Raw genomic sequence first — 23879 nt, 5'->3', positions numbered from 1 at the left:
GCGCTCACAGTGACTTCTGGAGTTCCTTGATGGGCATGTTCAACTCGACCAACAGGCTGAGGTCCGCTGTTGCAGGGCGGCCAAGCGTGGTGAGGTAGTTGCCGACGATGACGGCATTGATACCGCCGAGCAGGCCTTCACGTGTGCCGAGGTCGCCGAGGGTCAATTCGCGGCCGCCGGCATAGCGCAGCACGGTTCTGGGCATGGCCAGTCGGAACGCGGCGATAGCGCGGAGGGCGTCTTTACCGTCCATGATGCCTTGGTTCTCCAACGGGGTTCCAGGCCGGGGGTTGAGGAAGTTCAGTGGGACTTCGTGCGGTTCGAGCGCGGCGAGCTGGGCGGCGAGTTCAGCGCGTTGTTCCAGGGATTCGCCCATGCCGATCAGGGCGCCGCAGCACAGTTCCATGCCGGCGGCTTTGACCATATTGCAGGTTTCCAGGCGCTCCTCGTAGCTGTGGGTCGTGACCACTTCCGCGAAGTAGCTGCGTGCGGTTTCCAGGTTGTGGTTGTAGCGGTGCACCCCCCAGTCCTTGAGCTGGTCGACCTGCCGCTGTGTCAACATGCCCAGCGAGCACGCGATATTGATGTCCACAGCTTCATTGATCCGGTCGATCGCGAACTTGATCTGGTTCATGAGCTTAATGTCAGGTCCACGGACTGCGGCGACGATGCAGAACTCGGTGGCACCGGTGGCAGCGGTTTCCTTGGCGGCCTTGACGAGTTCCGGAATATCCAGCCAGACGCCCCGCACGGGAGAGTCGAACAGGCCGGACTGGCTGCAGAAGTGGCAGTCCTCGGGGCAGCCCCCGGTCTTGATGGAGACGATGCCTTCCACCTCCACGTCCTCGCCGCAGTGCCTGAGCCGGACTTCGTGGGCCAGTTGCAGAGCGGCGGGGAGGGCGTCGTCGGGAAGGCTCAGGACATCCACCAGCTGCTCCTGCGTCAGGCCCCGGCCCTCCTCCAGGACCTGCTTGCGGGCGGTCGCCAGGATCTCATAGCTCGTTGGGAGGTTTGCCTGAATCGTCATTGATGGTCCTTTACGCTGGCTGTGGATTTGCCTCACACCCGACGCTAGTTTCCCTACGCTGCCGGAATATTGTCGGGTTTCTACAAGCCCGGAGCCGCGACTTTGGTGCGCCCAATGGCACCCGGGAAGCTTTTTGCGGGGCCTTCGGAACACCGTTCCGCTCCGGTGAGGTGTCGCGCCTTGAACGCTCAGGCCATGCCGGGATCCCCTTCAAAAGTGGGTTATTCTAATCGAGAGACTTAATACGTGTCGCACCCTTTATCAACTCACCAAAGGACATCTATGAGCTATCCCAGTTCCCCTCCTCCGTCACAGAACGATGCAGGGACAGGCGCTCCGCCACCCCCTTACGCACCAACCACATTCGGTGATCCGAGCCAGACTGGGCCCACCCCGCAGCAGGGCGGGTACCAACAGCAGGGCGCCTACCACCCCGGCTACGATTCGGGTCCCTACGGACAGGGCCCATACAGTGCGGGTCCGGGGAAGTCCTTCATCACCACCTGGATTCTCTCCATGCTGCTGGGTGGCCTCGGCGTAGACCGCTTCTACCTCGGAAAGATCGGCACCGGCGTTGCAAAACTTCTGACCGGCGGCGGACTCGGAATCTGGTCCATTGTCGATCTGATCATTGTCCTGACCGGCAATGCCAGGGACAAGGACGGCCGCCCCCTCGAAGGCTACCCGGAACACAAGGCGAAGGCGTGGATAATCACCGGCGCCGTCTGGGTTCTCGGTGTCATCGTCGGCGCCATGAGCATGATGATGTCCCTTGCAGCCCTGGGCATTGCAGCGGAGCAGGTGGGAAAGGCTGAAGCCTCACAGTCTGCCGCCGCCCGCGACACCACAGATAAGACCTCGACGGCTCCGACCACGGCCGCCAAGGGAACGTCCGCCGGGGAGAACGAGATCCTGGTGACCATGTCGGATGGCAACACGGCAAAGGTCACCGTCAATGATGCCCTCTACACCAAGCGGATCGCTTCCCAGCCCGACACCGTACCGGCCAACGGCGGATTCCTCCTCTTGGAAGTCATCTGGGAGACTCTGACCGGGACCACGTCACCTAACGCCTTCAAATTCGATGCAGTCTCTCCAACCGGCAAAACCGGCGAAGTGCTCTACCTGAACGCGGACGAGGCCAATCTGCCTTTCGGGGAAGAGCTTGCAGTCGGTCAAAAAGTCCATGGCATTGTCACCTGGGACATAGATTACGGCAAGACCGACATCACGATTAAGGACGATATTGGCGACGAGACGGCCACATTCAGCATCACGCCTCCGGCTCCGCAGTAGCCCCCCAAGCCGACGCTCCCTCACCTTTCGCCCTTAAACCTCCGACGCTCCCTCACCTTTCGCCCTTAAACCTCCGACGCTCCTTCACCTTTCGCCCTTAAACCTCCGACGCTCCCTCACCTTTCGCCCTTGAACCCCCGACGCTCATTCAGAAGGTGAGGGAGGGTCTCGTCTAAACCGGCGAAAGGTGAGGGAGCGTTGTCAGGTACCCTGGCCGGCGTCGAACAGCGGGAGGAAGCGGCGGTTCCTGATACGCGACTCGCCGAACTCAACGGCTAAAGGTTCAATCTCCCAGGATTCACCGCCCCTCGTCTTTGGGCGGCCGACGGCAACATGGGGAGTCCAACGCGGGTACCGGTAGCCAAGTGCCCGGGAGCTGAGGATGAAGTCGTCGACATTGTCCACGAGCAGTTCCTCCAGCAATTCGTGCAGCGCCTTGACGAGGGAGACCTGAAAGTCATGCACATAGGCGGGAACTTCCACTTCGAGGCCGCTCACGTTCCCACCGCCCAGTACGATCAGTCTTGCGGCCCATCCGGAGAAGCTCCCCAGGACGGGCAGCGCCTGCAACCAGGCCACGGTCTTGCGAGTGGCAGCTTCTGTACCGGTGACCCCTTTGGTCCAGTCGGCGACGTCGTGGCTGAAGTCCTCCAGGATGCCGATATGCAGGAGTGTCATGTGCAGCGCCTGCGGCCGGCGCAATGCGTCGACGTAACGGCCCAGGTGCTCGTAGTCCGAGGGCCCGCGGCCGATGCTCAGGACCGGAACCTCTACCGTGATGCGCGGAAGGACCTGCACAGGAATCCCGCCCCCTACTTCGAGCTAGTTAGACATACCCGGGTGAACCGGGACGAAATCGATACCGGCTTGGACCTTCTTCTTAGGGCCGCGGGAGTACCCCTTGGCGTCCAGGTGATTCTGGGCGCGGTACACAGCCAGGGCTTCGTCGTAGGCCTCGTTGAGCCTCGTGCCGGCAACTGCTTCCTCGCTCCCGTCATTAAATGTGATGGATATGGCTGCGCTGCCGGGGAAGTGCCTGTTCATCCGGATATAGCCTTCGGAGTCCTGCTGGAGATGAATCAATGGTGGTCCCGCTTTCATGATGGATGACCTCCATTGTCGCCTATGTGGCAGTACCGCTGGGATCGGTGCCCGGGATTGCGGGCACAATGGACGGATGACCTTCGATCTTGCTGCCATCGGCGCCGGCCTGGTTTTTGCCGGATCTCTGGAGGAGCTTGCCACAGAGCTGCGGGCGGGAGGTCCGGCGGGGACGGCCGTGGTGCAGGCGCCTCCGGGTACCGGCAAGACCACGCTCGTTCCTCCGCTGCTCGCCAACCTCGCCTCGGCTCGGGTTACAGGCCAGCCGCAGGGGCACCGCCATCCTCATGTCGTGGTCACCCAGCCACGGCGGGTGGCTGCCCGCTCGGCGGCCCGGCGCCTTGCCTCATTGGACGGCAGCCGTGTGGGGAACCGCGTCGGGTACACCGTCCGCGGTGAACGCCAGGCGGGTCCCGAAACGATGATCGAGTTTGTCACGCCTGGGATCCTGCTGCGCCGCCTGCTCGCGGACCCAGGGCTGGAGTCGGCCGACGCAGTAATCCTTGATGAAGTTCATGAGCGCGGCCTGGAAACAGACCTGCTGCTCGGCATGCTCGCAGAGGTCCGGCAACTCCGGGGTGACCTCACGCTTGTTGCGATGTCCGCCACGCTGGACGCGCCCCGGTTCGCCGCCCTGCTGGGAAATGTCCAGGAAGGGAATCACGACGACGGCGGGCCTGCCCCGGTTGTCGACTGTCCGTCCGCGCTGTACCCCCTGGAAGTGGAATGGGCACCGGCGGCTTTGCCGCGGCTGGACGACAGGGGAATCACCCGCGCTTTCCTGGACCACGTGGCGGACACTGCCGCGGGCTCGCACGGCCGGGCACTTGCCACAGGCAAGGACACCGACGCGCTGGTGTTCCTGCCGGGGGCCTGGGAGGTCTCGTATGTGGCCTCACGGCTGCGCGGGAAGGGGAGTGCCGAGGTCCTGGAGCTTCACGGGCAGGTTAGCCCGACGGAGCAGGACCGGGCAGTCTCCGGGCGTAAACCCGGCGAACCCCCACGGATTATCGTTTCGACGGCGCTCGCGGAATCGTCCCTGACCGTGCCCGGGGTCCGCCTGGTGATCGATGCCGGGCTCTCCCGGGAACCGCGAAGGGATGCAAACCGCGGCATGACGGGGTTGGTGACTGTGTCATGTTCCCGCGCCTCTGCGAACCAGCGCGCCGGACGTGCGGCCCGCCAAGGACCCGGCCGGGTAGTCAGGTGTTATGACCAAAAGACCTTCGGCGCCGCACCTGCCCACCAGACTCCGGAGATCGCCGTCGCTGACCTGACCGGTGCCGCTCTGGTACTTGCCTGTTGGGGCTCGCCGGGCGGCCGCGGCTTGGCGCTTCCTGATGCGGCGCCTCAAGCCGCGATGGATGACGCCATGGAAGTCCTCCGGGAACTCGGCGCGATTGAATCCGATGGTCACGCCACGGACCTCGGCAAGACGCTGGCACGGATACCCGCTGATCCCCGGCTAGGACGCGCGCTGCTGGACGGGTCAGCTGCCGTGGGCCGCCGGATGGCTGCAGAAACCGTCGCGGTCGTTTCAGGCGACCAGCGTGCACCCGCCTCTGATCTCACCCGGCTTCTCGCCGAGCTGCGGAACGGTACGGACCCGGCCGCCCGACGCTGGGCCGAGGACGTCCGCCGGATGGAAACCATCGTTCGTCAGGAAGCACCCGGCGTCGTGCCTGAGGCCCTTACGGCGGAGAACGCTGCATCGGCGAGCGCGGCGGAAGCGGTCGGGTTCGTCGTCGCCCTTGCGTTTCCGGATCGTCTGGCGCGCCGTGTCCCGGGCCCAGGTCCGGAGCGATACCTGCTCTCATCGGGCACCCGGGCGGGTTTGCCTGCCGGCAGCGGGCTGTCCGGACACGAATGGCTGGCAGTAGCCGAGGTGTCGCGCGCCCAAGGCCGCGACGCCGCCGGTACCGGCGCCGTCATCCGTTCCGCAGCACCGCTGTCCCAGGAACTGGCGGAGGCCGCCGGCCGGCATCTCCTGAGCGAAACGGTAGAAGCGCAGCTCAGCCAGGGCCGCATGACGGCCCGGAAGGAACGCCGGCTGGGATCGATCACGTTGTCATCGACCCCGGTGCGCCCCTCGCCGGAGGAGGGACGGGCGGCCGTTGCTCGGGCGTTGAAGAACGAAGGATTGGGAACTATCGGATGGTCGACGGCGGCAGATGGATTGCGTCGTCGACTCGCCTTGCTGCACCGGGAAGTGGGCAGTCCCTGGCCCGATGTATCCGAACCGGCCCTGCTGGCACGACTGCAAGAATGGCTGGCGCCCGAACTGGAAGCATTGGCCGTTGGAACGCCCACGAACAAAATCGACATCACGGAACCCTTGCGGCAACTGCTGCCATGGCCGGAAGCTGCGCGGCTGGGCGAGCTCGCGCCGGAGTGGCTCGAAGTACCCAGCGGTTCCCGGGTTCGGATCAGCTACCCGGATGTGGGGGACGACGGCGGCCGGCCGGTGGTTGCCGTCAAGCTGCAGGAGTGCTTCGGCTGGGCAGAAACACCGCACTTGGCAGGCGGCAAGGTGGCGGTCCTGTTTCATCTGCTTTCGCCTGCCGGGCGGCCGCTGGCTGTCACGGACGACCTCGCTTCCTTTTGGTCCGGTCCTTACACGCAGGTGCGCTCTGAAATGCGAGGGCGCTATCCGAAGCATCCCTGGCCCGAGGATCCGTGGACGGCGCCCGCTACCGCGAAGCTGAAGTCCAGGATGTAGGCCACGCTCCCTCACGTTTCGCGCCCTAAATGGGGACGCTCCCTCACGTTTCGCGGGTTTTTGGGTAACGCCCCCTCACGTTTCGCGACAAACCTTCCCACGAGGGAGGGTTTGGTTTGCGAGATGTGAGGGAGCGTTCAGGATTTCGTTGCGAAAGGTGAGGGAGGGTTCGGGTTAGGGGATAGCTCCTACCCCTTGACCACCATGATCCAGCTGACCTGGACGTCGTCGGCAGTGGTGGGCGCCAGATTCACCTTGAGTTTCCCTTCGCCGTCAGAGGAGTGCCCGGCGTATTTCATTGTGGTGTTGGTTCCGCTGATCCGCCTGCTGGCATCAACCACGGTGCCGTTGATGCTGATCCGTGCGGCCCGGTTCGGCGCGTATTGTGCCCAGGGGTCGTAAAGCCCCACGTATACGGTGTAGGCGCCAGCCTCAAGGTCGCCGAACACGTAGCTGACGTCCTTCCGTGCGGACTCCTTGGTCACATACCGGAGTGTGCCGAACATGTTGTCGCCGCCCACCGTGGCGGTGCCTGGATTGTCGTAGCCCCACGTCTTGCCGGTTCCGGGATCGGCTCCCAGAGGCTGGTCCTTGCTCGAATTTGAGAGTGCTCCAGCCTCCGATGCCGCCGCCCGGATCGCGGCGTAGTCAGGCGTGTCAGTGGACCCCGGATCGGCGAAGTAGACCAGTCCGGAAGGCACCACCAGGACGGTGTAGCTTGCAGTGCGGCCGTTGGAGGCGAACGTGGCAGTCACCGTCGCCGAGCCCGGTACGGAGAAGTCTGCGCCGCTCCAGGTGACTGCCGACGTCGTCGAACTTCCATTCTGGGTGACAACCGCAGTGGCGGGCAGCGCAGAGGATCCCGAACCCAACGGAACACTGGCTGGCATCGCCATGTCCACACTGAACTTGCCTCGGTTTTCAAGGTCGGCCAGGGTCCAGCGGTCCGTCCATCGGAAACTCAGGTCCCCGTTGGCTCCGAACGTGAGCGGCAGCCACACCATGGGTGAGTTGCCGAGGTCCGAAGGTATCCACCGGTCGCCCATGTAGATGAATTTTCCTGCCGCAGGATCAATCGGGATCACTGAGGTGCTCTGCGTGCGAAAGGTTGTCTCTGAGCCGGGTCCGACGGCTGGGCTGCCGTGCTGTGTCCATGGCCCGATCGGTGTGGGGGACGTGGCGTACCGTGCAGGGTTGGGATCCCAGCCGGTGGCGCCGGAGGTGATCAGGTAGTACGTGCCGTCGTACTTGAACATGGCAGGCGCCTCACGGGCAACACCCTGGAAGTTGCGGCTGAAGTCCACCCCGTCCACCGAGCGGTGCCACGGTACGTTCAGGTACATGTAGCTGGAGTTGAGCCGGGACACGTACATGGTGCGGTTCTCTTCGCTGGAATAGATGATGTAGCCGGTGCCGTCATCGTCCTTGAAGAGGTTCATGTCGCGGGCCATTCCGAGCTGCGACGGGTACTGGTTGTTGGGGTTGTCCGCGGGAATGCGGTCCAAGCGGTAGCTGTCCACGTACCGGAAGGGGCCGAACGGGGTGTCCGAGACGGCGACACCGGCGGTTGCCTTGGCATACTGCGCATTCGAGGTTGTCGACGGTCCATCCGTGTGGACCCAAAGAACCCACTTGCCGGTTGACTCGTTGTACATCACCTTGGGGCGCTCAAGGACGATGGCGCGGCCCACCGCGTTGCCCACACCCTTGCTGTCCAAATCCCTGAAGACGGCATCCTTTTCATGCGTGGTGTAGTCGGCGTAGAGAGCGCTGAAGTAGGGGTCCGTGTCCAGTTGGGCCCGGGTTTCCGCAGTCTTCAGGACCAGTCCCTCGTCCTTCCAGTTGTAGAGGTCGTACGAGGAGTAGCCGTGAAGGCCGGCCATGGGTTGATAGCCCTGAGTACGGTCTTCCCCGTACCAGTAGTAGATGGTCCGCCCCTGCGCGTCTTTGGACGGGATCACCTGGCCTCCATGGCCCTGGATGGCGCGGCCATTGGTATCGAGCCAAGGCTGGCCCGGGTTGAAGGAATCGTAGGTGACAAGTTTCCGCAGCCCGGCCGTGGCTGCACCAACAGCCTCGTAGGCCGCCTTGTTCGCGGAGATGTCAGCGGAGCCCGCGTCCACCAGGGACTGTGCTGCCGCCAGCTTCTCCTTGAGGACAGCTACTGAGTCGGCGGCATACAGGGATGCCTGCTCCGGAGTGAGCGTCGCCTGACGGATTTTCTCCGCCAGTAGTTCCGGCGTGTAGTCCAACGGCTGCCTGATCACAATGAAGTTCAGCGCCGGATCATGGAACGAGTTGGTACGTCCCGCCTGGCTGTGCGCCTGCAGGTTGAGGATTCCGTCGCTAACGGCCACGCCGTTGAAGGTCTTCTCCAGCGCGGTGCCGCTCGTGGCTGCCGTCCCGAGGACCTGCCCTTCCGCCATAAGGTCCAAGGTTCGTCCGGCCCAGCCGCCGGGCAACTTGAAGCCGAAGGTGACGTCGTAGTTTCCATTGGGGAGCGCGAAGTCGTACTTCACCGCCCGGCTTGAAAGAACCGACCCTGCGGGCGGCGCGTCATACAGGATTGAGTCGTATTTACCGAGGGTGCTGTTGGTGTTGCGTTTGGGATTCGAGTAGGCGTCGGAAACGAAGCCCCAGCTGCCGCCGGTCTTGGCGTCCGGCCCGAAGGCCTGGTCCGAGCGGGACTGGTAGATCCCCATGGTGTCTTCGGGCGCCACCTTGTCGGTCACGGTGGCGCCGCTGTTGGCAAAGTACAGGACGCCGTTGGTGGCCACCAGCTGTTCGACGCTTGGCTTCGGCATGGAAACGGGTTCCTCGGCCAGTGCCGGTGACGCCGGGACCAGCAGTGCCGCACCGACGGCGGCAGTCAACGCCGCACCGACAACCCGCCTGGAGCGGCGGGGCCGCTTTGAGCAAGTAGCCAGCAAACAGCTTCCGAGCAGAAGCAGGGCTGCACCCGCAAGATACGGCATGGCGCGATACGCCACGGCAGTGACGCCTGCAGTTAGGAAGCCGGTCATCTCTGTTGCCGGATCCAACGGTGCCCCGCCTGCTGGGGAACCAGGAAGAACGACGGCGGCAGCGTCGCCGTCGTCGTCCGGCCGGGTGAAGACCACGCTGTGCGCTTCCCCGGCTGCCATCGCCACGATCCTGGGTCCGTATCCCGCCGGAACTGTGCTTTGCGCCGCGTTGTTCTCGCCCCAGGCGAAGATTTTTCCTGACTCGGTGGAGACGAGGCTGTGGTAGCCGCCAGCCGCGATTGCCGTCACCTTTTCGGAACCAAGCTCAGCCGGCACGTTGAGCTGCCCGTAGGTGTTCGAGCCCCACGCCAGCACTGCCCCTGTATCAGTGAGAGCCAGCGAGTGTGTCAATCCGGCGGAAATGGCCTTGATGTTCGCTGTGCCCAGAGCTGGGGGAAGCTCGATCTGTCCATAATCGCTCCTGCCCCAGGCCGTCACCTTGCCCTCGGCCGTTAACGCCACGTTGAACCCGGCGCCCGTGGCTATTTGCTTTATGGCTTGTCCTGCCAAGGGTGCGGGAATTTGGTTCTGGGCAAAGGCGTTGTCACCCCAGCTCACCAGGGTTCCGTCCGTTTTGAGTGCCAGAGAGTTGCTTCCACCCGCTGAGATGGCAGCAACTCCGGTGCGGGCCGCTTCGGGAACAGTTGCCTGACCGGACGTATTTCCGCCCCAAGAGATGACTTTCCCGTCAGTGCTGAGGGCCAGGGAGTGGCTGGCGCCGGCGGCAATCGCCATAAACTTCCGGTCAGCGATAAGCGGTACCGTCGACTGCCCCTGCACGTTGCTGCCCCACGCTGCGAGCCGGCCAGCATTGGTCAGGGCAATGGTGTGACCGTTTCCGGCGGCGAGGGCCTTCAGTGGTTCCCTGGCGAGGCTTTCAGGAACAGTCGTCTGCCCCGCGGCGTTTGAGCCGAAGGCGAGCAGGAAGGTGCTGGGCGGGGCGGGAGGTGGAAGCTCGGTGGCATGCGCCGTTGCAATACCAAGATGGCCGGTGGCCACCGTCACGAAGGCGGCCAGGGCGGCCCGGACTCTGGGTCTGATCATGATTGGTTCTCCAGGTGCATGCGGTCTTGTTTCGCGGGTGCGTCGTCGCACCCGTTTTGTCCCGCCCACAGCTAATCCTGCGGTCTGCCTCGAAACAACAAAAAGCACACTTCCGAACGGAAATGATCACACCAGAACAGCAAACCTTCCTCAGTGGCAGGCTTTCAGGGAACCGAAGCCACAGCCGGGACGCACCTTGCCCAAGCCTTGCGCGGGCCCTCTTGCTGTTCAGGTACCTGAGGGTGTCCAATCCTTAACAAAGACAAAAGGCGGACGGACACACGCAGGAGATACACATGTCGGGAAAAGGAGCAAAGAGCCCGGCGAGGAGTTCAGGCCGGGGCAACGGGGACCCGCGCCGCTCCGACGCCTCCACGTGGTCGCCGGCCGAACATCCGGAACAAATCCGCAACGTTGCCTTGGTCGGGCACTCAGGTGCCGGAAAAACGATGCTGGTGGAGGGCCTGCTGGCCGCCACCGGTGCCATCACCAGAATGGGATCGATAGCCGACGGTACCACCGTGAGCGACGCCGACCCCTCCGAGATTCATCAGCAGCGCTCAGTCGCGCTCGCCGTCGTGCCCGTGGTCTTCGAAGACATTAAAGTGAATCTGCTGGACACTCCCGGCTATCCCGATTTCACTGGCGAGCTGCGTGCAGGGCTCCGGGCCGCGGACGCCGTGTTGTTCGTCGTTTCAGCAGTTGACGACATCGACACCGCCACGATCGCGCTTTGGGGGGAATGCCAAGCCGCCGGGATGCCGCGTGCAGTGGTGATCAGCCGGCTTGATCATCCGCGCGCCAACTTCGACGCAGCTTTGGCGGCCTGCCAGCGAGCCTTCGGCGATGCGGTTCTGCCGTTGTATTTGCCGCTGCCCGCCGGAGGCGGATCCATCAGCCTGCTCGGCCTGTTGTCCAGGACCGTCTCGACGTACGCCAACGGCAGCGGGGAGCGCCAGGTACGGGAAGTCGACGACGGCGAACTGGCCGTCGCAGAAGAGGCCCGCGGAGCGCTCATTGAAGGAATCATCGCCGAAAGCGAGGACGAAACGCTGATGGACCGGTACCTGGCCGGTGAAGAGGTTCCCCTCGAGGTCCTGGTCGCCGACCTGGAGACCGCCGTCGCCCGTGGTTCCTTCTTTCCAGTGCTGGCAACCGCCGCTGAATCGGGCGTAGGGATGCTGGAAGTGCTCGAGGTCCTGCGTGGCGGTTTTCCGTCGGGGGCAGAGCGTGAGCTTCCGGTTGTCAGGACGGTTGATGGCAGTTCCACGGTGGAGCTGAATTGCGATCCCCAGGGGCCGCTGGTGGGCGAAGTGGTCAGGACCACCATCGATCCGTTCCTGGGACGTGTGTGCCTCGTGCGCATTTTCTCGGGCACGCTGCGGGAGGACTCGGCGATTCACGTCGGCGGGCGGGGGCTGGCGGATCGCGGCCATCTGGATCACGACAGTGACGAGCGCATCACCCACTTGTACGCTCCCATCGGCGCATCCCTGCGGTCCGTGCCTTTCTGCATTGCCGGTGACATTTGCGCGCTGGCCAAACTCGGGAACGCCGAAACCGGGGACACCATCTCCTCGCGTGAACGGCCATTGCTGGTGGAGGCCTGGGATATGCCCGAACCCATGATGCCTGTTGCCATTGAGGCGGCTTCCCATGGCGACGAGGATGCCCTTGCGAAAAGCCTGGGCAAGGTTGCGGCCGGTGATCCGACCCTTAGGGTGGAACGCAACTCCGAAACCCACCAGCTGATCCTGTGGTGCATGGGGGAGGCCCACGCGGAGGTTGTGCTGGACCGGTTGCGGGATCAGGGAGTGAAGCTGCTGACCGTGGAGGTCGTGACTCCGCTGCGCGAAACCTTTGCGGCACCCTCGGCTGGCCACGGCAGGCATGTCAAGCAGTCCGGTGGCCACGGGCAATACGCCGTTTGCGACGTCGAGGTGGAGCCACTGGATCGCGGGTCCGGTTTCGAATTTGTGGACAAAACAGTTGGCGGCGTGATCCCCGGGCCATTCATTACGTCTGTGGAGAAGGGTGTCCGGACCCAGATGCAAAAAGGGGTGGCGGCCGGGTTCCCGGTCGTGGACATCCGCGTCACGCTCGTGGGCGGCAAGACCCACAGCGTTGACTCATCAGATGCCGCCTTCCAGGCTGCCGGAGCGCTTGCCCTGCGTGAGGCAGCCTCCGCCACCCGTATTCAACTGCTTGAGCCGGTGTCAGCCGTAACCATCAGCGTGTCAGATGATTATGTCGGTGCAGTGATGAGTGACTTGTCGGCGCGGCGGGGGAGACTGACGGGAACAACGTCGGTGGACGACATGACCGAGATCAGTGCCGAGGTTCCGGACCAGGAGCTGCTGAAATACGCCGTCGAGTTGCGTGCCCTGACGGCAGGCACGGGACGGTTCCGCCGACGGTACCTGCGCCATGATCCGGTCCCTCCGAACGCGATTCCCGCATCGGTGAAAACCTGACCCCGCCGAAGCCGCCACGCGCCCCAGCATCAGGGGGCAGACCTCAGGTATGGGTGCGGAGGAAATCTGCCACAGGCTTCGCCAGGGATGCCCCCACTTCTTCCGGGCTGCGTTTGAAGCCCTTGACAGCGAAGGAGTGGTCCCCGCCCTCCACCCAGTTCAGCGTTGCCGCGTCGCCGATCCGTGCGACCACAGACTCAAGCAAGGCAGGCGTCGCGAACGTGTCACCCGTTCCCTGGAGGAAGAGCATGGGCAGCGTGAGGCCATAGAGGTGCTCGTCCCGGATCTTCTCCGGCTTCCCGGGAGGATGCAGGGGGTAGCCAAGGTAAATTAATCCGGCGGCCTGCATTCCTTCGGCAACCGCCATTGACGCCATACGCCCGCCAAAGGACTTGCCCGCGGCCCATAGGGGTTCACCTTCCGAATGTTGCGAAGCGACATCCATGGCCGCCCGCCAGGCCGCGATCGCCGTCGGCGGTTTGTCCGGGAACTTTTTCCCGGCCTCGCGGTACGGGAAATTAAAGCGGAGCGTGGCAACCCCCTGATCGCCCAGTGCGGTGGTGAAGCCGACCATAAACGGATGTTCCATCCCGGCGCCGGCTCCGTGAGCGACCACGAGCGTGGCGAAGGGACTGTCAGGACGTCCGTACGCTGCGGAAACTGTACTGTCACCGACGGAGATGGTCAGCGGGATCTGGGGGACGGGCATTCCTCAATAATGCCTGAACACGTGGTTCGGGCGTACCCGATTCAGAAGAGTGTCTGCCGTCCACACGGAAGAGACGCCCGAATCTGCTGACGTGGATACTTCTGCGGGGTAGGTTGTTCCCATGGCGAGCGAAGCAACCACCCTCACCGTCGACGGTCCGAACGGTCCCCGGGAGATGCGGATATCGAGTCCCAGCCGGGTTCTCTGGCCGGAGCCTGGTATCACCAAGCTGGATCTGGCCAACTACCTGGTGGACGTCGGGGAGGCCTTTGTGGCTGCAAACGGCGGACGTCCCATTACGCTCCAGCGTTTCTCCGAGAATATCGACGGCGAACAGTTCTTCTCGAAGAATCCTCCGAAAGGGGCGCCCGACTTTATTCGATCCGTCAAGGTGGTCTATCCGAGCGCACGGACCCATCCTCAGCTGGTCATCGACGAACCTGCGGCCGCTGTCTGGGCCGCGCAGATGAACACCATCGTTTTCCACCCCTGGCCGTCCCGGGCGGACAACTCGGACAACCCCGACCAGTTGCGGATCGATCTGGATCCTCAGCCCGGAACGGACTTCGACGACGCCGTCCCGGCAGCGATCGAGCTGAAAACGGTCCTGGCGGAAGCCGGGCTTACAGCGTTCATCAAAACGTCCGGAAACCGCGGCTTGCATGTGTTCGCGCCCATCGAGGCCACCCGGGAATTCCTGGATGTTCGGCACGCGGTCATAGCGGCGGCACGCGAGCTTGAGCGCCGCATGCCGGATAAGGTCACTACGGCCTGGTGGAAGGAAGAGCGGGGCGTGAAGGTTTTCGTGGACTTCAACCAGGCCAACCGTGACCGCACCATGGCCGGGGCCTACAGTCCGCGGCCCCTCGCTCATGCGCCGGTCTCGTGCCCTATTGAATGGGATGAGCTGGAAAGTGTCGATCCGAGGCAATTCACTATCCTGACCGTTCCTGAGCGGTTGAAGACAACCGGCGATCCCTGGGCGGACATGCATTCAAAGCCGGGGACAATCGATACCCTCCTGGGCTGGTGGGCGAGGGATCTCGACGCCGGTCTGGGCGAACTGCCGTTTCCTCCCGACTATCCGAAAATGCCGGGTGAACCACCGCGCGTCCAGCCCAGCCGGGCGAAAAAAGCTGCGGACTGAAAACCAGCTGGCAAGCCCCGGAAAAGTGTCTGTGGGGTCTAGGAACGGCACATGAATTGGGGCACCATATGAAGTGTTCCCAGCCCGTTGCGCCGCTTGATTCCGCCCCGGGCCCCCATCAGTTTCCAAGGAGATGCCATGCCAACCCGACTCAACCCCTACCTTGGCTTCCGCGACAACGCCCGGGAAGCCATGACGTACTATCAGTCAGTCTTCGGCGGGGAACTCACCATGAGTACTTTCGGCGAGTATCAGGCCAGCGAGGATCCTGGTGAGCAGGACAAGATCATGCACGCCATGCTCACCAGTGATTCGGGAATGGTGCTGATGGGCGCGGACACACCCAACGGCATGAACTACAACCCCGGTGACAACTTCTCTGTGTCCCTCAGCGGTGAGGACGAAGCTGAACTGCGCGGTTACTGGGACCGGCTCTCCGCAGACGGTACGGTGACGGTCCCGTTCGAACCCGCCCCTTGGGGTGACATCTTCGGGATGTGCACCGACAAGTTCGGTGTTCCCTGGTTGGTCAATGCCGCCGGTGCGCCGCCCGCCTAGCCGTTAGTGTCCGGCTACCCCTGTAGCCTCCTTTGTGGCCACAAAGTAAGCGTTGAACGGGTCCTCCTCCAGGTCCTTGATCTCTACCTGCCCAAAGCCTGCGTCGCGTACCATGGATTCGGCCAGTTCGACACCCCAGACGGTTCCGAGGCCATCGCCGCCCTGTGACAATGAAACCGACATGCAGTGGGTCGTGGAGATCGCGTAGAAGAAGGTGGCCCAGGGGAGCTCAAAGTTCTTCTCGAGGCTGCTGGAGGCCTTGATGTCCACCATCAGGAACGTCCCGTCTGGGCGGAGCGCCTCGTGGATATTGCGAAGGACAGTGGCGGGGTGGGCCTGGTCGTGTATGGCGTCGAAGACCGTGATCAGGTCAAACCCGTCATGGATGTCCAGAGCTGCGGCGTCACGGGTTTCGAACCGGACGTTGTCCAGTCCCAGCCGGGAAGCTTCGGCGCGTCCCGCAATTAGCCCTTCTTCAAAGAAGTCGTACCCCGTGAAGTTGCTGGCGGGAAACGCCTGGGCCATGAGGTTGACGGCGTGTCCGGAACCGCAGGCAATGTCCGCGACGTCGATTCCGGTACGCAGCCGGTCTATGCAGCCTGACAAGGGAAGGATGGTGTCGATCAGGGAAGCGTCATGGACAGAGCCACTCTCCTCCGCCTGTAGCCGGACAAAGCCCGGGTAGTCCTCGTAGCCAAGGCCACCACCGGCCTTGAACCTTTCGGCGATCCTTCCGGAAACCGCGCCCATCAACGCGACGTACTGCAGGGTCCGGGCAAGGTTCTCCGAACCCGGACCGCTCACAGAAGGAGCGACGGCGGGATCCAGCAGATACGTGTGGGAAGCCGGTTCATACTCCACGAGTCCGGCAGTAACCATGCCGCCAAGCCATTCCCGCACATAACGCTCCTGCAATCCCGCTGCATCGGCAATCTGCTCACTGGTGGCAGCCGGCAGCGTCGCGAGGGTGTCGAAAAGGCCTGTCTGGTGGCCAATGCTTGCGAGCACCGCTGCTGCCCCATCGTTAAGGATATCCACCAGCCTCTCGGCGGCAGCCTCTGTTGCCTCACTGCTGGCCCCGGATTCAGCTGTTCCGGCAGAACCCTGGATTGTTGGTACTTCAAAGGTGGTCATGATGATCCTTCCTCAGCTCCAGTACGGACGGACAAGTCCGTTAATCCGAAAGTACGCGGGCGCACGCCGTCATTGCGTCGGGAATCTGCCTCATCTTTGCCTGCGGGGCATGGGGCGAATGGTGCAGGAAGGGCTGGCTAGGTCCGGCAACCCGAGGCTTGACCAGCCCGGTGACCAGGACTCAGCCGGGGATCCGAGGCGGGAGGTTGCGTTCCCGGGCCCACGCGGCAGCTGCGGTCCGGCTTTCCACGCCGATCTTGGTGAAAATGTTCGCGAGGTGCCGCCCCACCGTTTTCTCGCTGATAACCAGTGTCTGGGCCACTTGCCGGTTGCTCGCCCCGCTGCAGACCAGCGACAGTACCTCGCTTTCGCGTGCCGTCAGTCCTCCCGGAGTGGGTCCACCTTCAAGGCGGGCTGTGTCGGGGTCGGCGCCAAGCTGGCGGTAGATCGCCAGGGCAGTTGCAAGCTCAGCGTCGGCAGCGTGCGGCTCGTCCAGCTGCCGCCGGCATTCAGCCAACAACTCATGGATCTTTGCTGTGCGGTAGCGGACACGCTGTTCACGATACGTTCGTGCTGCCGAACCCAAGTGGGGGACCGCCTCAGCCGCCAGACCTGTAGCGAGAAGAACTGCTCCGTGGGCATGCCTGGCCCACGCCTGGATCCCCGGCGAGCCGTACCTGGCGGCGATGCGTTGGAGGTCGTCAGACCAGGTATCCGCCAGCGGCCTGCGGTCTTGGGCAAGCGCGAGTTCAATAGCCGGCAGAAGCAGGCGTGCCCGCTCGATCGGGCCGCTTTCACCGATCGCGGCCTTTAGCTGATTGAGTGCGAGATCGTGTTCGCCGGCGGAGTCTTGCAGGAGTGCCTCTCCGGGTTGCGGATCAACGCCTGTACTCCTGGCACTGGCGTAGGCAGCGAACGCACCCTCGACATTTCCCCGGAGGCGTCTCACTTCCCCTAACTCGTAATATCCGGCGCCGGCCATCCAGCCGTGCGCATCCACGAGTTGATCACTATGGGTGCCTATCTCCCGTTCCACGGTGTCCCAATCGCCTGCCGCGCTGATCAACTGGAGGTCGTGGATCCTGGTGACTCCGGCATAGATGAAGGTGGCCGACAGCCCGGCAGTCCAGCGGCCCAAAGCACTGTTCCAAGCGCGCATTCGGGAAAAATCACCAAGAATATGGCACAGGTGCACAACAGTACAGTAGATGTCTCCTGCCCAGACGGGGGGAATGTTTCCGGCCAGAACAGAAAGCATGGCCTCGTCGAGCTCCTTGAAGCCCGTTTCCGTCTGTCCTCCCCGCACCAGGGCCAGCCCGTTGAGCACACGGGCGAAGCAGGCCAGAGTGGGGTTGTGCAGCTGCTCGGCGAGGCGGTCGAGCACCTCCGCTGCCTCCCGGGCCGGGCCGGGATCATCCTCGAGATCCATCGACTGGGAGCTTTCCAGATACAGAAGATGGCCATACTCGGCTGTTTCCTGATTTTGCCGCAGCAGGCGCCTGGCACGGTTCATCCAACCGGAAGCAACAACTATGTCTCCCCGGGTGGCCCACTGCAAGGACAACTCGATGGCTTTCATAGCGGCGGCAGAGTAATCACCGGTTCCACTTAGGCGGCGGTAGACGTCCTCCGAATGGGCGAGCGACTCCGGCACGATTCCCAGCCACCAGCCGGATTCGGCGAGGACCTCCAGCTCGGGAGTCTCCAGTTCGGAGCTGCTCCGGGCAGCGAGCATACCGCGGCGGGCGGTATCCCAGTCCTTGCGGAGAAAGGCAGCTCGCGCGCTGGAGATCAGATCCGTGACTTCGGTCATGTCAATGGGCTTCCGGATGGTTCCTCCAGAGTACTGCTCGCCGGATGAGCGGGAAAGGGATGTCATGGGATCCTCAATTCCGGTGGCCTCGGCCCCTTTACGGAGGGCCGTAGTGGCGGGAAGCTGGAGTGAGAAGGGCAAGCGGGGAACATCATGGAAAACAACCAATACAGGGGATCCAGGATGACCGACGTCACTGTCAACCCAGCAGTTACGGCGGAGATCCTTGCGCTTGCCCACCCTCTCTCGGGCCTGCGCGATCTCGACGGCCTGGTGCGGCGCTCCGCGGCGTGTGAGCTGGTGGCCATCGGTGAAGCGTCCCACGGAACGCACGAGTACTACACGTGGCGGTCCCGCTTGAGCATCAGGCTGATCGAAGAGCAGGGCTACAGCTGGATCGGTGTTGAAGGCGACTGGCCGGACTGCTGGCGGATCAACCGTTGGGTCAAGGGGCAAAGCGGGCTCGACGTCGGAGTGCACGCCTTGCTGGCGGGTTTTGAAAGGTGGCCTACGTGGATGTGGGCCAATGAGGAAGTGGCTGGTTTCCTGGACTGGCTTCGCGGCTGGAACATGGAACGTCCGCTGGCCGAACGCGTGGGTTTTTACGGCCTCGATGTCTATTCGCTGTGGGACTCGCTGAGGGAGACCATCGGCTGGCTGGAAGAGCGCGCTCCGGAAGCTGTTCCTGCAGCAAAACGCGCCTGGCGTTGTTTCCAGCCGCATCATGAGGATCCGCATGAATACGCGTGGAACACGCGGCTGGTCCCCGAGACCTGCGAAACGGACGTCGTCGCGCTGCTTGAGGAAGTACGGAAGCACGCGCTCGCAGCCATAGACCATCACGACGACGACGCTTTTGGCGCCTTGCAGAATGCCGAAGTGGCCGCAAACGCCGAGCACTACTACCGCACCATGGTCAGCGGTAGCCGTGACTCGTGGAACATCCGTGACCACCACATGGTGGATACCATCGAGCGGCTCCGTCAGCACCTGGATCCGGCGTCGAAAGGGATCATCTGGGAGCATAACTCTCACATCGGGGATGCCAGGGCGACCGATATGGCACGTACCGGTCTCGTCAACGTTGGCCAGTTGATCCGCGAACGGTACGGAGCGGACCGCGTCCTGCTGGTCGGGTTCGCTGGTTACGGCGGTACGGTGGTTGCCGCCGACGACTGGGGATCCCGTGAACAGGTTGTCAGGGTGCCGGAGGCCCGGACTGGAAGTCATGAGTACCTGCTGCACCATTGCCTGGGCGTGCCAGCCGTCCTGGAATTCGGCAGGGACCGTCCCGGGCCGTGGTTATCCCGGAGGCTTGGCCACCGGGCCATAGGCGTGGTCTACAGTCCGGAAAATGAGCACGCCAACTATGTTCCGACCGTGATGGGCGCCCGCTATGACGCGCTTATCTGGCTGGAACATACTGGGGCACTGCGCCCGCTCCACCACGAGGGTCCACCCGTCGGGCCGGAATTCGAAACGGAGCCCAGCGGCTTTTAGTCGCGCCCTTAGATCGGGAAGGCACCTCCAGAAATCAGGAAAATAATGAGGAAGCCAATAGTCGTTGGGATCAACGGGTCTGCGGCAAGCGACGCGGCCATGGCATGGGCATTGGAGCGGGCCTCCACCCTCCGCCTTTCGGTGATAGCTGTGCATGCTGCCGACGACCGGTGGATTTCCCCTGAGTTCCAGTATCACGATCTGATCAGGGACAGAGGAGCGGAACTGCTGAAGACAGTTGAGGCGGATGCTGCCCTTAAGGCACCCGACGTCGACGTCCAGGTCCAGCTGCATTACGGCAGCCCCGGAGCGGTGCTGAGAGAAATGTCTCCTGGAGCAGCCATGATCGTTATCGGTTCCCACACACGGCAGTGGCCCGACGGCGGTCCGGCAACTGACCGTGCGCTCCAGATCGTATCGGCATCGGACTGCCCGGTAGTGGTGGTTCCCCGGGAATTCGTACCGGGGAGGCCGGGCGTGGTTGTGGGCGTCGACGGGTCGGAGGAGTCCCTGCAGGCTGTCTCCTTTGCTGCCGCTGAGGCGGACCGCGGGGGCGATGAGCTGACGGCAGTGCTTGCCGTGAACCGGCCTGTCCGGTGGATTGAGCGGGAGACTCCGTCCAGTGGTTTGGACAAGGTGATTGAGGAAGAGGAGAAAATCGTACTCGCGGAGTCCGTCGCCGGCCTGCGGATCTCCTTTCCGGACCTCGTGGTGCATCAGCGGCTGGTAAAGGACCTGGACCCTGCCCAGGCATTGGTAAAACACGCAGCGACGGCGCGGGTCCTTGTTATCGGAAGCCGGGGGCGTGGAGCGTTTGCCAGGCTCGTCCTCGGATCAACCGCTCACGCCGTCCTCGTGCGGGTTCCTTGCCCTACCGTCGTGACCAGGCTCCACAAAGTCGGCCACGACGACTAGGGCGGTGTTCCGCTACTACTTCAGCTGTCCCCTGATCTCTCCGCCGGGGAACGTTGGCGTATGCACATTGACGTAGTAGGCCCGGGGGTCTGCCTCAAGAGCCGCCAACACCGTGGCGTCCGCAGGGACGCAAGCGGTCTCCGTCCAGGTAGTTCCCGTCCCGATTTCAAGAGGAATGACTATAGGGCCAGCAACCTTACGGGCCCCCACATGGATATGGGCTGCCGCTACCGGTGCTGACAGGTCTTCGACGGACAGCGTGTAGCAAAATTCCCCATTGACAATGTCGTAGCTGAAGAATCCATGGGCGCCGGTATCGGAACCGGTGGTTTCCTGTCCCACATTGAGCGGTATGGCTGCTCCTCCACCGCCGGGAGCCGCTGTGGCAGGGCCGGTATTGGCAGTGGCAAGGGCAGTCACGGCAGCTAAAACGGCCATGGCACGGAATCTGGCCGGGTGAGCGTTTAACATGTTCGTTTCTCCTTCGATAAGCCCCAGCAACGTCACGGTACGCCCGCGGAGAATGGGCGCACAATGGCTTCGCCGCCCATGTTTTGTCCTGATGCCGTTGACGCGTACGATCTATAGGGTTTCAAGCCTGCTTTGCTGAACACCGCACAACCCCACGGTTAACTTCCCGTGAACTGTGCTGTTCGGCTTCGGGCAACGGGGAGTGGAACTGCTGACCGTCGACTCTGCAGATTGGGCAACAGGTGGATATCACCTTCATGGTGGCGCTGGTTATAGCGCTGGCACTTTTTTTCGACTTCACCAACGGCTTTCATGACACGGCGAATGCCATGGCCACTCCGATTGCTACCGGGGCCATCAAGCCCAAGACGGCCGTGGCGTTGGCGGCGGTTCTGAACCTCGTGGGTGCGTTCCTCTCCACCGAGGTGGCTAAGACTGTTTCCGGCGGAATTATCAGGGAAGGCTCCGAAGGCGTTCAAATCACTCCGGAGATCATCTTTGCCGGGCTCATGGGAGCCATTCTCTGGAACATGATTACCTGGCTCAAAGGCCTGCCGTCCAGTTCCTCACATGCCCTCTTCGGCGGCCTGATCGGGGCCGCGATCGCCGGCATCGGGCTGCATTCGATCAACTTTGAATCGCTGATGCAAAAAGTGATCCTTCCGGCGATTTTTGCCCCGGTTATCGCAGGAGCAGTGGCTTATGTCTGTACCCGTCTGGCCTATGCGCTGACCTCCAGGCATGATCCCGAAACAGGGGACAAGCTGACGCAGAAGCGCGGGGGCTTCCGCACAGGGCAGATTTTCACGTCCAGCCTGGTGGCACTCGCCCACGGAACCAACGATGCCCAGAAGACCATGGGCATAATCACCTTGGTGCTGATCGCTGCAGGAACCCAGCCCACGGGTTCCGGGCCGCAGTTCTGGGTTATTGCTGCCTGTGCCTTCGCCATTGCAATAGGCACCTACGCCGGCGGTTGGCGGATCATCAGGACCATGGGTTCAGGGCTGACCGATGTTAAGCCTGCGCAGGGGTTCGCCGCTGAAACCAGCACGGCCTCAGCCATTCTGGCTTCATCGCACCTCGGATTCGCATTGTCCACCACGCAGGTGGCTTCGGGGTCTGTCATCGGCTCAGGGCTTGGCCGCAAGGGAACCTCGGTCAGATGGGCGACTGCGGGAAAAATCGCCGTCGGTTGGCTGTTTACCCTCCCGGCGGCAGGCATCATGGGCGCCCTGACGGCCTGGCTGGTCGGTACCGGCGTCGTCGGTGTGGTCATTGCCGGAGCGGCGGGATTTGCCTCAGTGCTGCTGATGTACTTCGAATCGCGCAAATCCCACGTCGGCCATCACAACGCCGTGGAGGTTGAGGAAGCCGGTCACGCCGTGCGGTTCCAAAAGAAGAAGGCGGCAGCGGCAGCACGCGCTAACAAGAAGAGGGGCGGCCAGAAATGAAGTGGTTGGAACTTTTGATGGTGGGCGGAGCCACCCTGGTGGCCGCTATCACAGTTGTAGGGCTCTATTCCCTGGGTGTTCGCCTGACAGCCATTGCCGGAGATGTTGCTCCCGAAGCCCCCCGCTGGGTTCAGCCTCTTGCCTACGTCTGTTTCGGACTCTGCGGCCTCGCAGTTCTCTTTGGGCTCTACCTGATCATTCCCTATTTCAGCAAATAAATTCAGGCGGCAGGGGTACCGCGTCAAAGGGTTGATGCGCAGTATTTGAAGCCTGACCGGAAGTGATTAGGCTGGGGCCATGTCGAGTCTCCAGTACTACGTTGGCGCCTCCCTTGACGGTTATATCGCCACGCCCGACGATGACCTTGCCTGGTTGCTGCAGTTCGACGGTTTCGAAGGCGGGAAAGAAAGCTACGACTCCTTTATGGAGGGCGTCGGCTGCATCGTCATGGGAGGGGAAACCTACCGCTGGCTGCTGGCGCACGAACCCGGCAAATGGCCTTACCCCAACATGCCCTGTTGGATTTTCACCCATCACGAGGGAACGGTTCCGAAAGACGCTGATATTACCTTTGCCCACGGCGACGTCAGAACTTTCGTCGCTGACCTGAAGGCAGATGCCGAAGGCAAGAACGTGTGGGTGGTGGGTGGCGGTAACCTCGCAGCGCAATTCGCCGATGCCGGGCTGCTGGATGAACTGATTGTTTCGGTCATCCCCCTGATTCTTGGGGATGGCAAGCCGGTCCTGCCGCTGCGGAAGCCGACGCCACCCCTGGAGCTGGTCTCTTCAGCCGCCCTGGGGCGTGGGGTAATGGAATTGCGGTACCGGTTCAGTCACTGATCAGCCGTCAATATCCCGAATGAGGTTGGTGATGCGGGCGGTTGACAGTCTCCGGCCCTGCTCGTCTGTCATCACGATCTCGTGGGTGGTGAGCGTGCGGCCCAAGTGGATGGCGGTACACGTTCCAGTCACGGTGCCAGCGGAGATGGACCGGTGATGGGTAGCGCCGACCTCAATTCCCAGCGCCTGCCTGCCGGGACCCGCATGCATTCCTGCTGCAAAGGATCCCAGGGTCTCGGCGAGGACAACGTGCGCCCCTCCGTGCAGGATGCCGGCCACCTGGGTGTTGCCCTCCACTGGCATCGTGGCCACGGTGCGTTCCGGACTCATCTCGACGAAGCGGATGCCCATCTTGACCACCAAGGCACCGATTCCGTAGCCGCCGAGCCAATCATGCAGTTCCTCGGGGATTCCGGCTGAGGTCAGTTCGTCCGCAAACCGGTGGGGCGTGAAATTGTCCATCATGCCAACTAGGCTGGCACCTGTGAGTGAAACTACCAAACCGGCCCCCTTCCCGTTCGAAACCGCTGACCTTCAGGACGACGCCGCCGTGAAGACCAACGCTGGTGCAGACGCAGCCCTGCCCACTGACGCTGCCTTGCAGGACGTGAAGGTCCCGCCCCCCGGTGACCGTTCGGTTTCGGCCACGGAAGC

The 23879-nt window shown here is 63.0% G+C and carries 19 protein-coding genes; 10 read left to right on the top strand and 9 right to left on the bottom strand.

The window, feature by feature from the left end; all coding sequences use genetic code 11:
• Nucleotides 1–4: 4 nt before the first annotated feature.
• Entirely contained in the window at nucleotides 5–1027 is a 1023-nt protein-coding gene (bioB, locus tag MU551_RS13420; protein ID WP_247045338.1) for a biotin synthase BioB, read from the bottom strand.
• A 282-nt stretch (nucleotides 1028–1309) separates the two neighbouring features.
• On the opposite strand from bioB, the gene MU551_RS13415 reads away from it, so the two are divergent.
• A complete protein-coding gene (locus MU551_RS13415; RefSeq protein ID WP_247045336.1) occupies nucleotides 1310–2323 on the top strand; it encodes a TM2 domain-containing protein in 1014 nt (337 codons plus the stop codon).
• A gap of 201 nt (nucleotides 2324–2524) precedes the next feature.
• Here the strand turns inward: MU551_RS13415 and MU551_RS13410 are convergent, their stop codons facing one another.
• Together MU551_RS13410 and MU551_RS13405 are read right to left on the bottom strand one after the other, a co-directional pair.
• A complete protein-coding gene (locus tag MU551_RS13410) occupies nucleotides 2525–3121 on the bottom strand; it encodes a hypothetical protein (RefSeq protein ID WP_247045334.1) in 597 nt (198 codons plus the stop codon).
• A gap of 24 nt (nucleotides 3122–3145) precedes the next feature.
• Nucleotides 3146–3406, bottom strand: a complete 261-nt coding sequence (locus MU551_RS13405) for a hypothetical protein (protein WP_247045582.1) — start codon at nucleotides 3404–3406, stop codon at nucleotides 3146–3148.
• Between the two features lie 94 nt (nucleotides 3407–3500).
• On the opposite strand from MU551_RS13405, the gene hrpB reads away from it, so the two are divergent.
• The gene (hrpB, locus tag MU551_RS13400) at nucleotides 3501–6143 is read left to right on the top strand and encodes an ATP-dependent helicase HrpB (protein WP_247045332.1); all 2643 of its coding nucleotides are present in this window, start codon (nucleotides 3501–3503) and stop codon (nucleotides 6141–6143) included.
• Between the two features lie 188 nt (nucleotides 6144–6331).
• Here the strand turns inward: hrpB and MU551_RS13395 are convergent, their stop codons facing one another.
• Nucleotides 6332–10210 (bottom strand): family 43 glycosylhydrolase, encoded by a 3879-nt coding sequence (locus MU551_RS13395; RefSeq protein ID WP_247045330.1) that lies wholly within the window; start codon nucleotides 10208–10210, stop codon nucleotides 6332–6334.
• A gap of 296 nt (nucleotides 10211–10506) precedes the next feature.
• Here MU551_RS13395 and MU551_RS13390 point away from each other — a divergent pair, with 296 nt between their 5' ends.
• Nucleotides 10507–12684, top strand: a complete 2178-nt coding sequence (locus MU551_RS13390; protein ID WP_247045328.1) for an elongation factor G-like protein EF-G2 — start codon at nucleotides 10507–10509, stop codon at nucleotides 12682–12684.
• 43 nt (nucleotides 12685–12727) lie between these two features.
• On the opposite strand, the gene MU551_RS13385 is transcribed toward MU551_RS13390, so the two are convergent.
• Nucleotides 12728–13393, bottom strand: coding sequence for an alpha/beta hydrolase family protein (locus MU551_RS13385; protein ID WP_247045325.1), 666 nt, complete (start codon nucleotides 13391–13393; stop codon nucleotides 12728–12730).
• Nucleotides 13394–13514: 121 nt separating this feature from the next.
• Here MU551_RS13385 and ligD point away from each other — a divergent pair, with 121 nt between their 5' ends.
• Nucleotides 13515–14540: a non-homologous end-joining DNA ligase gene (ligD, locus tag MU551_RS13380; RefSeq protein ID WP_247045323.1), complete on the top strand. Its 1026-nt coding sequence runs from the start codon at nucleotides 13515–13517 to the stop codon at nucleotides 14538–14540.
• 138 nt (nucleotides 14541–14678) lie between these two features.
• Nucleotides 14679–15098: a VOC family protein gene (locus MU551_RS13375; protein ID WP_247045321.1), complete on the top strand. Its 420-nt coding sequence runs from the start codon at nucleotides 14679–14681 to the stop codon at nucleotides 15096–15098.
• Between the two features lie 3 nt (nucleotides 15099–15101).
• On the opposite strand, the gene MU551_RS13370 is transcribed toward MU551_RS13375, so the two are convergent.
• Together MU551_RS13370 and MU551_RS13365 are read right to left on the bottom strand one after the other, a co-directional pair.
• Nucleotides 15102–16232 carry a class I SAM-dependent methyltransferase gene (locus tag MU551_RS13370; protein WP_247045319.1) on the bottom strand — a complete coding sequence of 377 codons (1131 nt, stop codon included), beginning with the start codon at nucleotides 16230–16232 and terminating at the stop codon, nucleotides 15102–15104.
• Nucleotides 16233–16413: 181 nt separating this feature from the next.
• A complete protein-coding gene (locus tag MU551_RS13365; RefSeq protein WP_247045317.1) occupies nucleotides 16414–18111 on the bottom strand; it encodes a LuxR family transcriptional regulator in 1698 nt (565 codons plus the stop codon).
• Nucleotides 18112–18198: 87 nt separating this feature from the next.
• On the opposite strand from MU551_RS13365, the gene MU551_RS13360 reads away from it, so the two are divergent.
• Nucleotides 18199–19545 (top strand): erythromycin esterase family protein, encoded by a 1347-nt coding sequence (locus tag MU551_RS13360; RefSeq protein ID WP_308198307.1) that lies wholly within the window; start codon nucleotides 18199–18201, stop codon nucleotides 19543–19545.
• 45 nt (nucleotides 19546–19590) lie between these two features.
• On the top strand, nucleotides 19591–20460 hold the full coding sequence (locus tag MU551_RS13355; protein WP_247045315.1) for a universal stress protein: 870 nt from the start codon (nucleotides 19591–19593) through the stop codon (nucleotides 20458–20460).
• A gap of 15 nt (nucleotides 20461–20475) precedes the next feature.
• Here the strand turns inward: MU551_RS13355 and MU551_RS13350 are convergent, their stop codons facing one another.
• The gene (locus tag MU551_RS13350; RefSeq protein ID WP_247045312.1) at nucleotides 20476–20931 is read right to left on the bottom strand and encodes a CHRD domain-containing protein; all 456 of its coding nucleotides are present in this window, start codon (nucleotides 20929–20931) and stop codon (nucleotides 20476–20478) included.
• A gap of 242 nt (nucleotides 20932–21173) precedes the next feature.
• On the opposite strand from MU551_RS13350, the gene MU551_RS13345 reads away from it, so the two are divergent.
• From MU551_RS13345 to MU551_RS13335, 3 genes are all read left to right on the top strand, one after another.
• Entirely contained in the window at nucleotides 21174–22385 is a 1212-nt protein-coding gene (locus tag MU551_RS13345; protein ID WP_308198306.1) for an inorganic phosphate transporter, read from the top strand.
• On the top strand, nucleotides 22382–22603 hold the full coding sequence (locus MU551_RS13340) for a hypothetical protein (protein ID WP_247045310.1): 222 nt from the start codon (nucleotides 22382–22384) through the stop codon (nucleotides 22601–22603). Before MU551_RS13345 ends, MU551_RS13340 begins: the two co-directional genes overlap by 4 nt.
• A gap of 79 nt (nucleotides 22604–22682) precedes the next feature.
• Nucleotides 22683–23225, top strand: a complete 543-nt coding sequence (locus tag MU551_RS13335; RefSeq protein ID WP_247045309.1) for a dihydrofolate reductase family protein — start codon at nucleotides 22683–22685, stop codon at nucleotides 23223–23225.
• Here MU551_RS13335 and MU551_RS13330 read toward each other — a convergent pair whose 3' ends face one another.
• Nucleotides 23226–23690 carry a hotdog fold thioesterase gene (locus MU551_RS13330; RefSeq protein WP_247045307.1) on the bottom strand — a complete coding sequence of 155 codons (465 nt, stop codon included), beginning with the start codon at nucleotides 23688–23690 and terminating at the stop codon, nucleotides 23226–23228. It abuts the gene before it with no gap.
• Between the last annotated feature and the right edge of the window lie 189 nt (nucleotides 23691–23879).

The sequence above is a fragment of the Arthrobacter rhizosphaerae genome, from assembly GCF_023062595.1.
Classification (GTDB): Bacteria; Actinomycetota; Actinomycetes; order Actinomycetales; family Micrococcaceae; genus Arthrobacter; species Arthrobacter rhizosphaerae.
The sequence above is the reverse complement of the archived record's forward strand: the minus strand, read 5'-3'. Positions and strand labels throughout refer to the sequence as shown.

Excerpts from the sequence above, each read along its gene's own strand:
- bioB (WP_247045338.1), bottom strand. The coding sequence starts at position 1,027 with ATGACGATTCAGGCAAACCTCCCAACGAGCTATGAGATCCTGGCGACC.
- MU551_RS13415 (WP_247045336.1), top strand. The coding sequence starts at position 1,310 with ATGAGCTATCCCAGTTCCCCTCCTCCGTCACAGAACGATGCAGGGACA.
- hrpB (WP_247045332.1), top strand. The coding sequence starts at position 3,501 with ATGACCTTCGATCTTGCTGCCATCGGCGCCGGCCTGGTTTTTGCCGGA.
- MU551_RS13395 (WP_247045330.1), bottom strand. The coding sequence starts at position 10,210 with ATGATCAGACCCAGAGTCCGGGCCGCCCTGGCCGCCTTCGTGACGGTG.
- MU551_RS13390 (WP_247045328.1), top strand. The coding sequence starts at position 10,507 with ATGTCGGGAAAAGGAGCAAAGAGCCCGGCGAGGAGTTCAGGCCGGGGC.
- MU551_RS13385 (WP_247045325.1), bottom strand. The coding sequence starts at position 13,393 with ATGCCCGTCCCCCAGATCCCGCTGACCATCTCCGTCGGTGACAGTACA.
- ligD (WP_247045323.1), top strand. The coding sequence starts at position 13,515 with ATGGCGAGCGAAGCAACCACCCTCACCGTCGACGGTCCGAACGGTCCC.
- MU551_RS13375 (WP_247045321.1), top strand. The coding sequence starts at position 14,679 with ATGCCAACCCGACTCAACCCCTACCTTGGCTTCCGCGACAACGCCCGG.
- MU551_RS13370 (WP_247045319.1), bottom strand. The coding sequence starts at position 16,232 with ATGACCACCTTTGAAGTACCAACAATCCAGGGTTCTGCCGGAACAGCT.
- MU551_RS13365 (WP_247045317.1), bottom strand. The coding sequence starts at position 18,111 with ATGACATCCCTTTCCCGCTCATCCGGCGAGCAGTACTCTGGAGGAACC.
- MU551_RS13360 (WP_308198307.1), top strand. The coding sequence starts at position 18,199 with ATGGAAAACAACCAATACAGGGGATCCAGGATGACCGACGTCACTGTC.
- MU551_RS13355 (WP_247045315.1), top strand. The coding sequence starts at position 19,591 with ATGAGGAAGCCAATAGTCGTTGGGATCAACGGGTCTGCGGCAAGCGAC.
- MU551_RS13350 (WP_247045312.1), bottom strand. The coding sequence starts at position 20,931 with ATGTTAAACGCTCACCCGGCCAGATTCCGTGCCATGGCCGTTTTAGCT.
- MU551_RS13340 (WP_247045310.1), top strand. The coding sequence starts at position 22,382 with ATGAAGTGGTTGGAACTTTTGATGGTGGGCGGAGCCACCCTGGTGGCC.
- MU551_RS13335 (WP_247045309.1), top strand. The coding sequence starts at position 22,683 with ATGTCGAGTCTCCAGTACTACGTTGGCGCCTCCCTTGACGGTTATATC.
- MU551_RS13330 (WP_247045307.1), bottom strand. The coding sequence starts at position 23,690 with ATGATGGACAATTTCACGCCCCACCGGTTTGCGGACGAACTGACCTCA.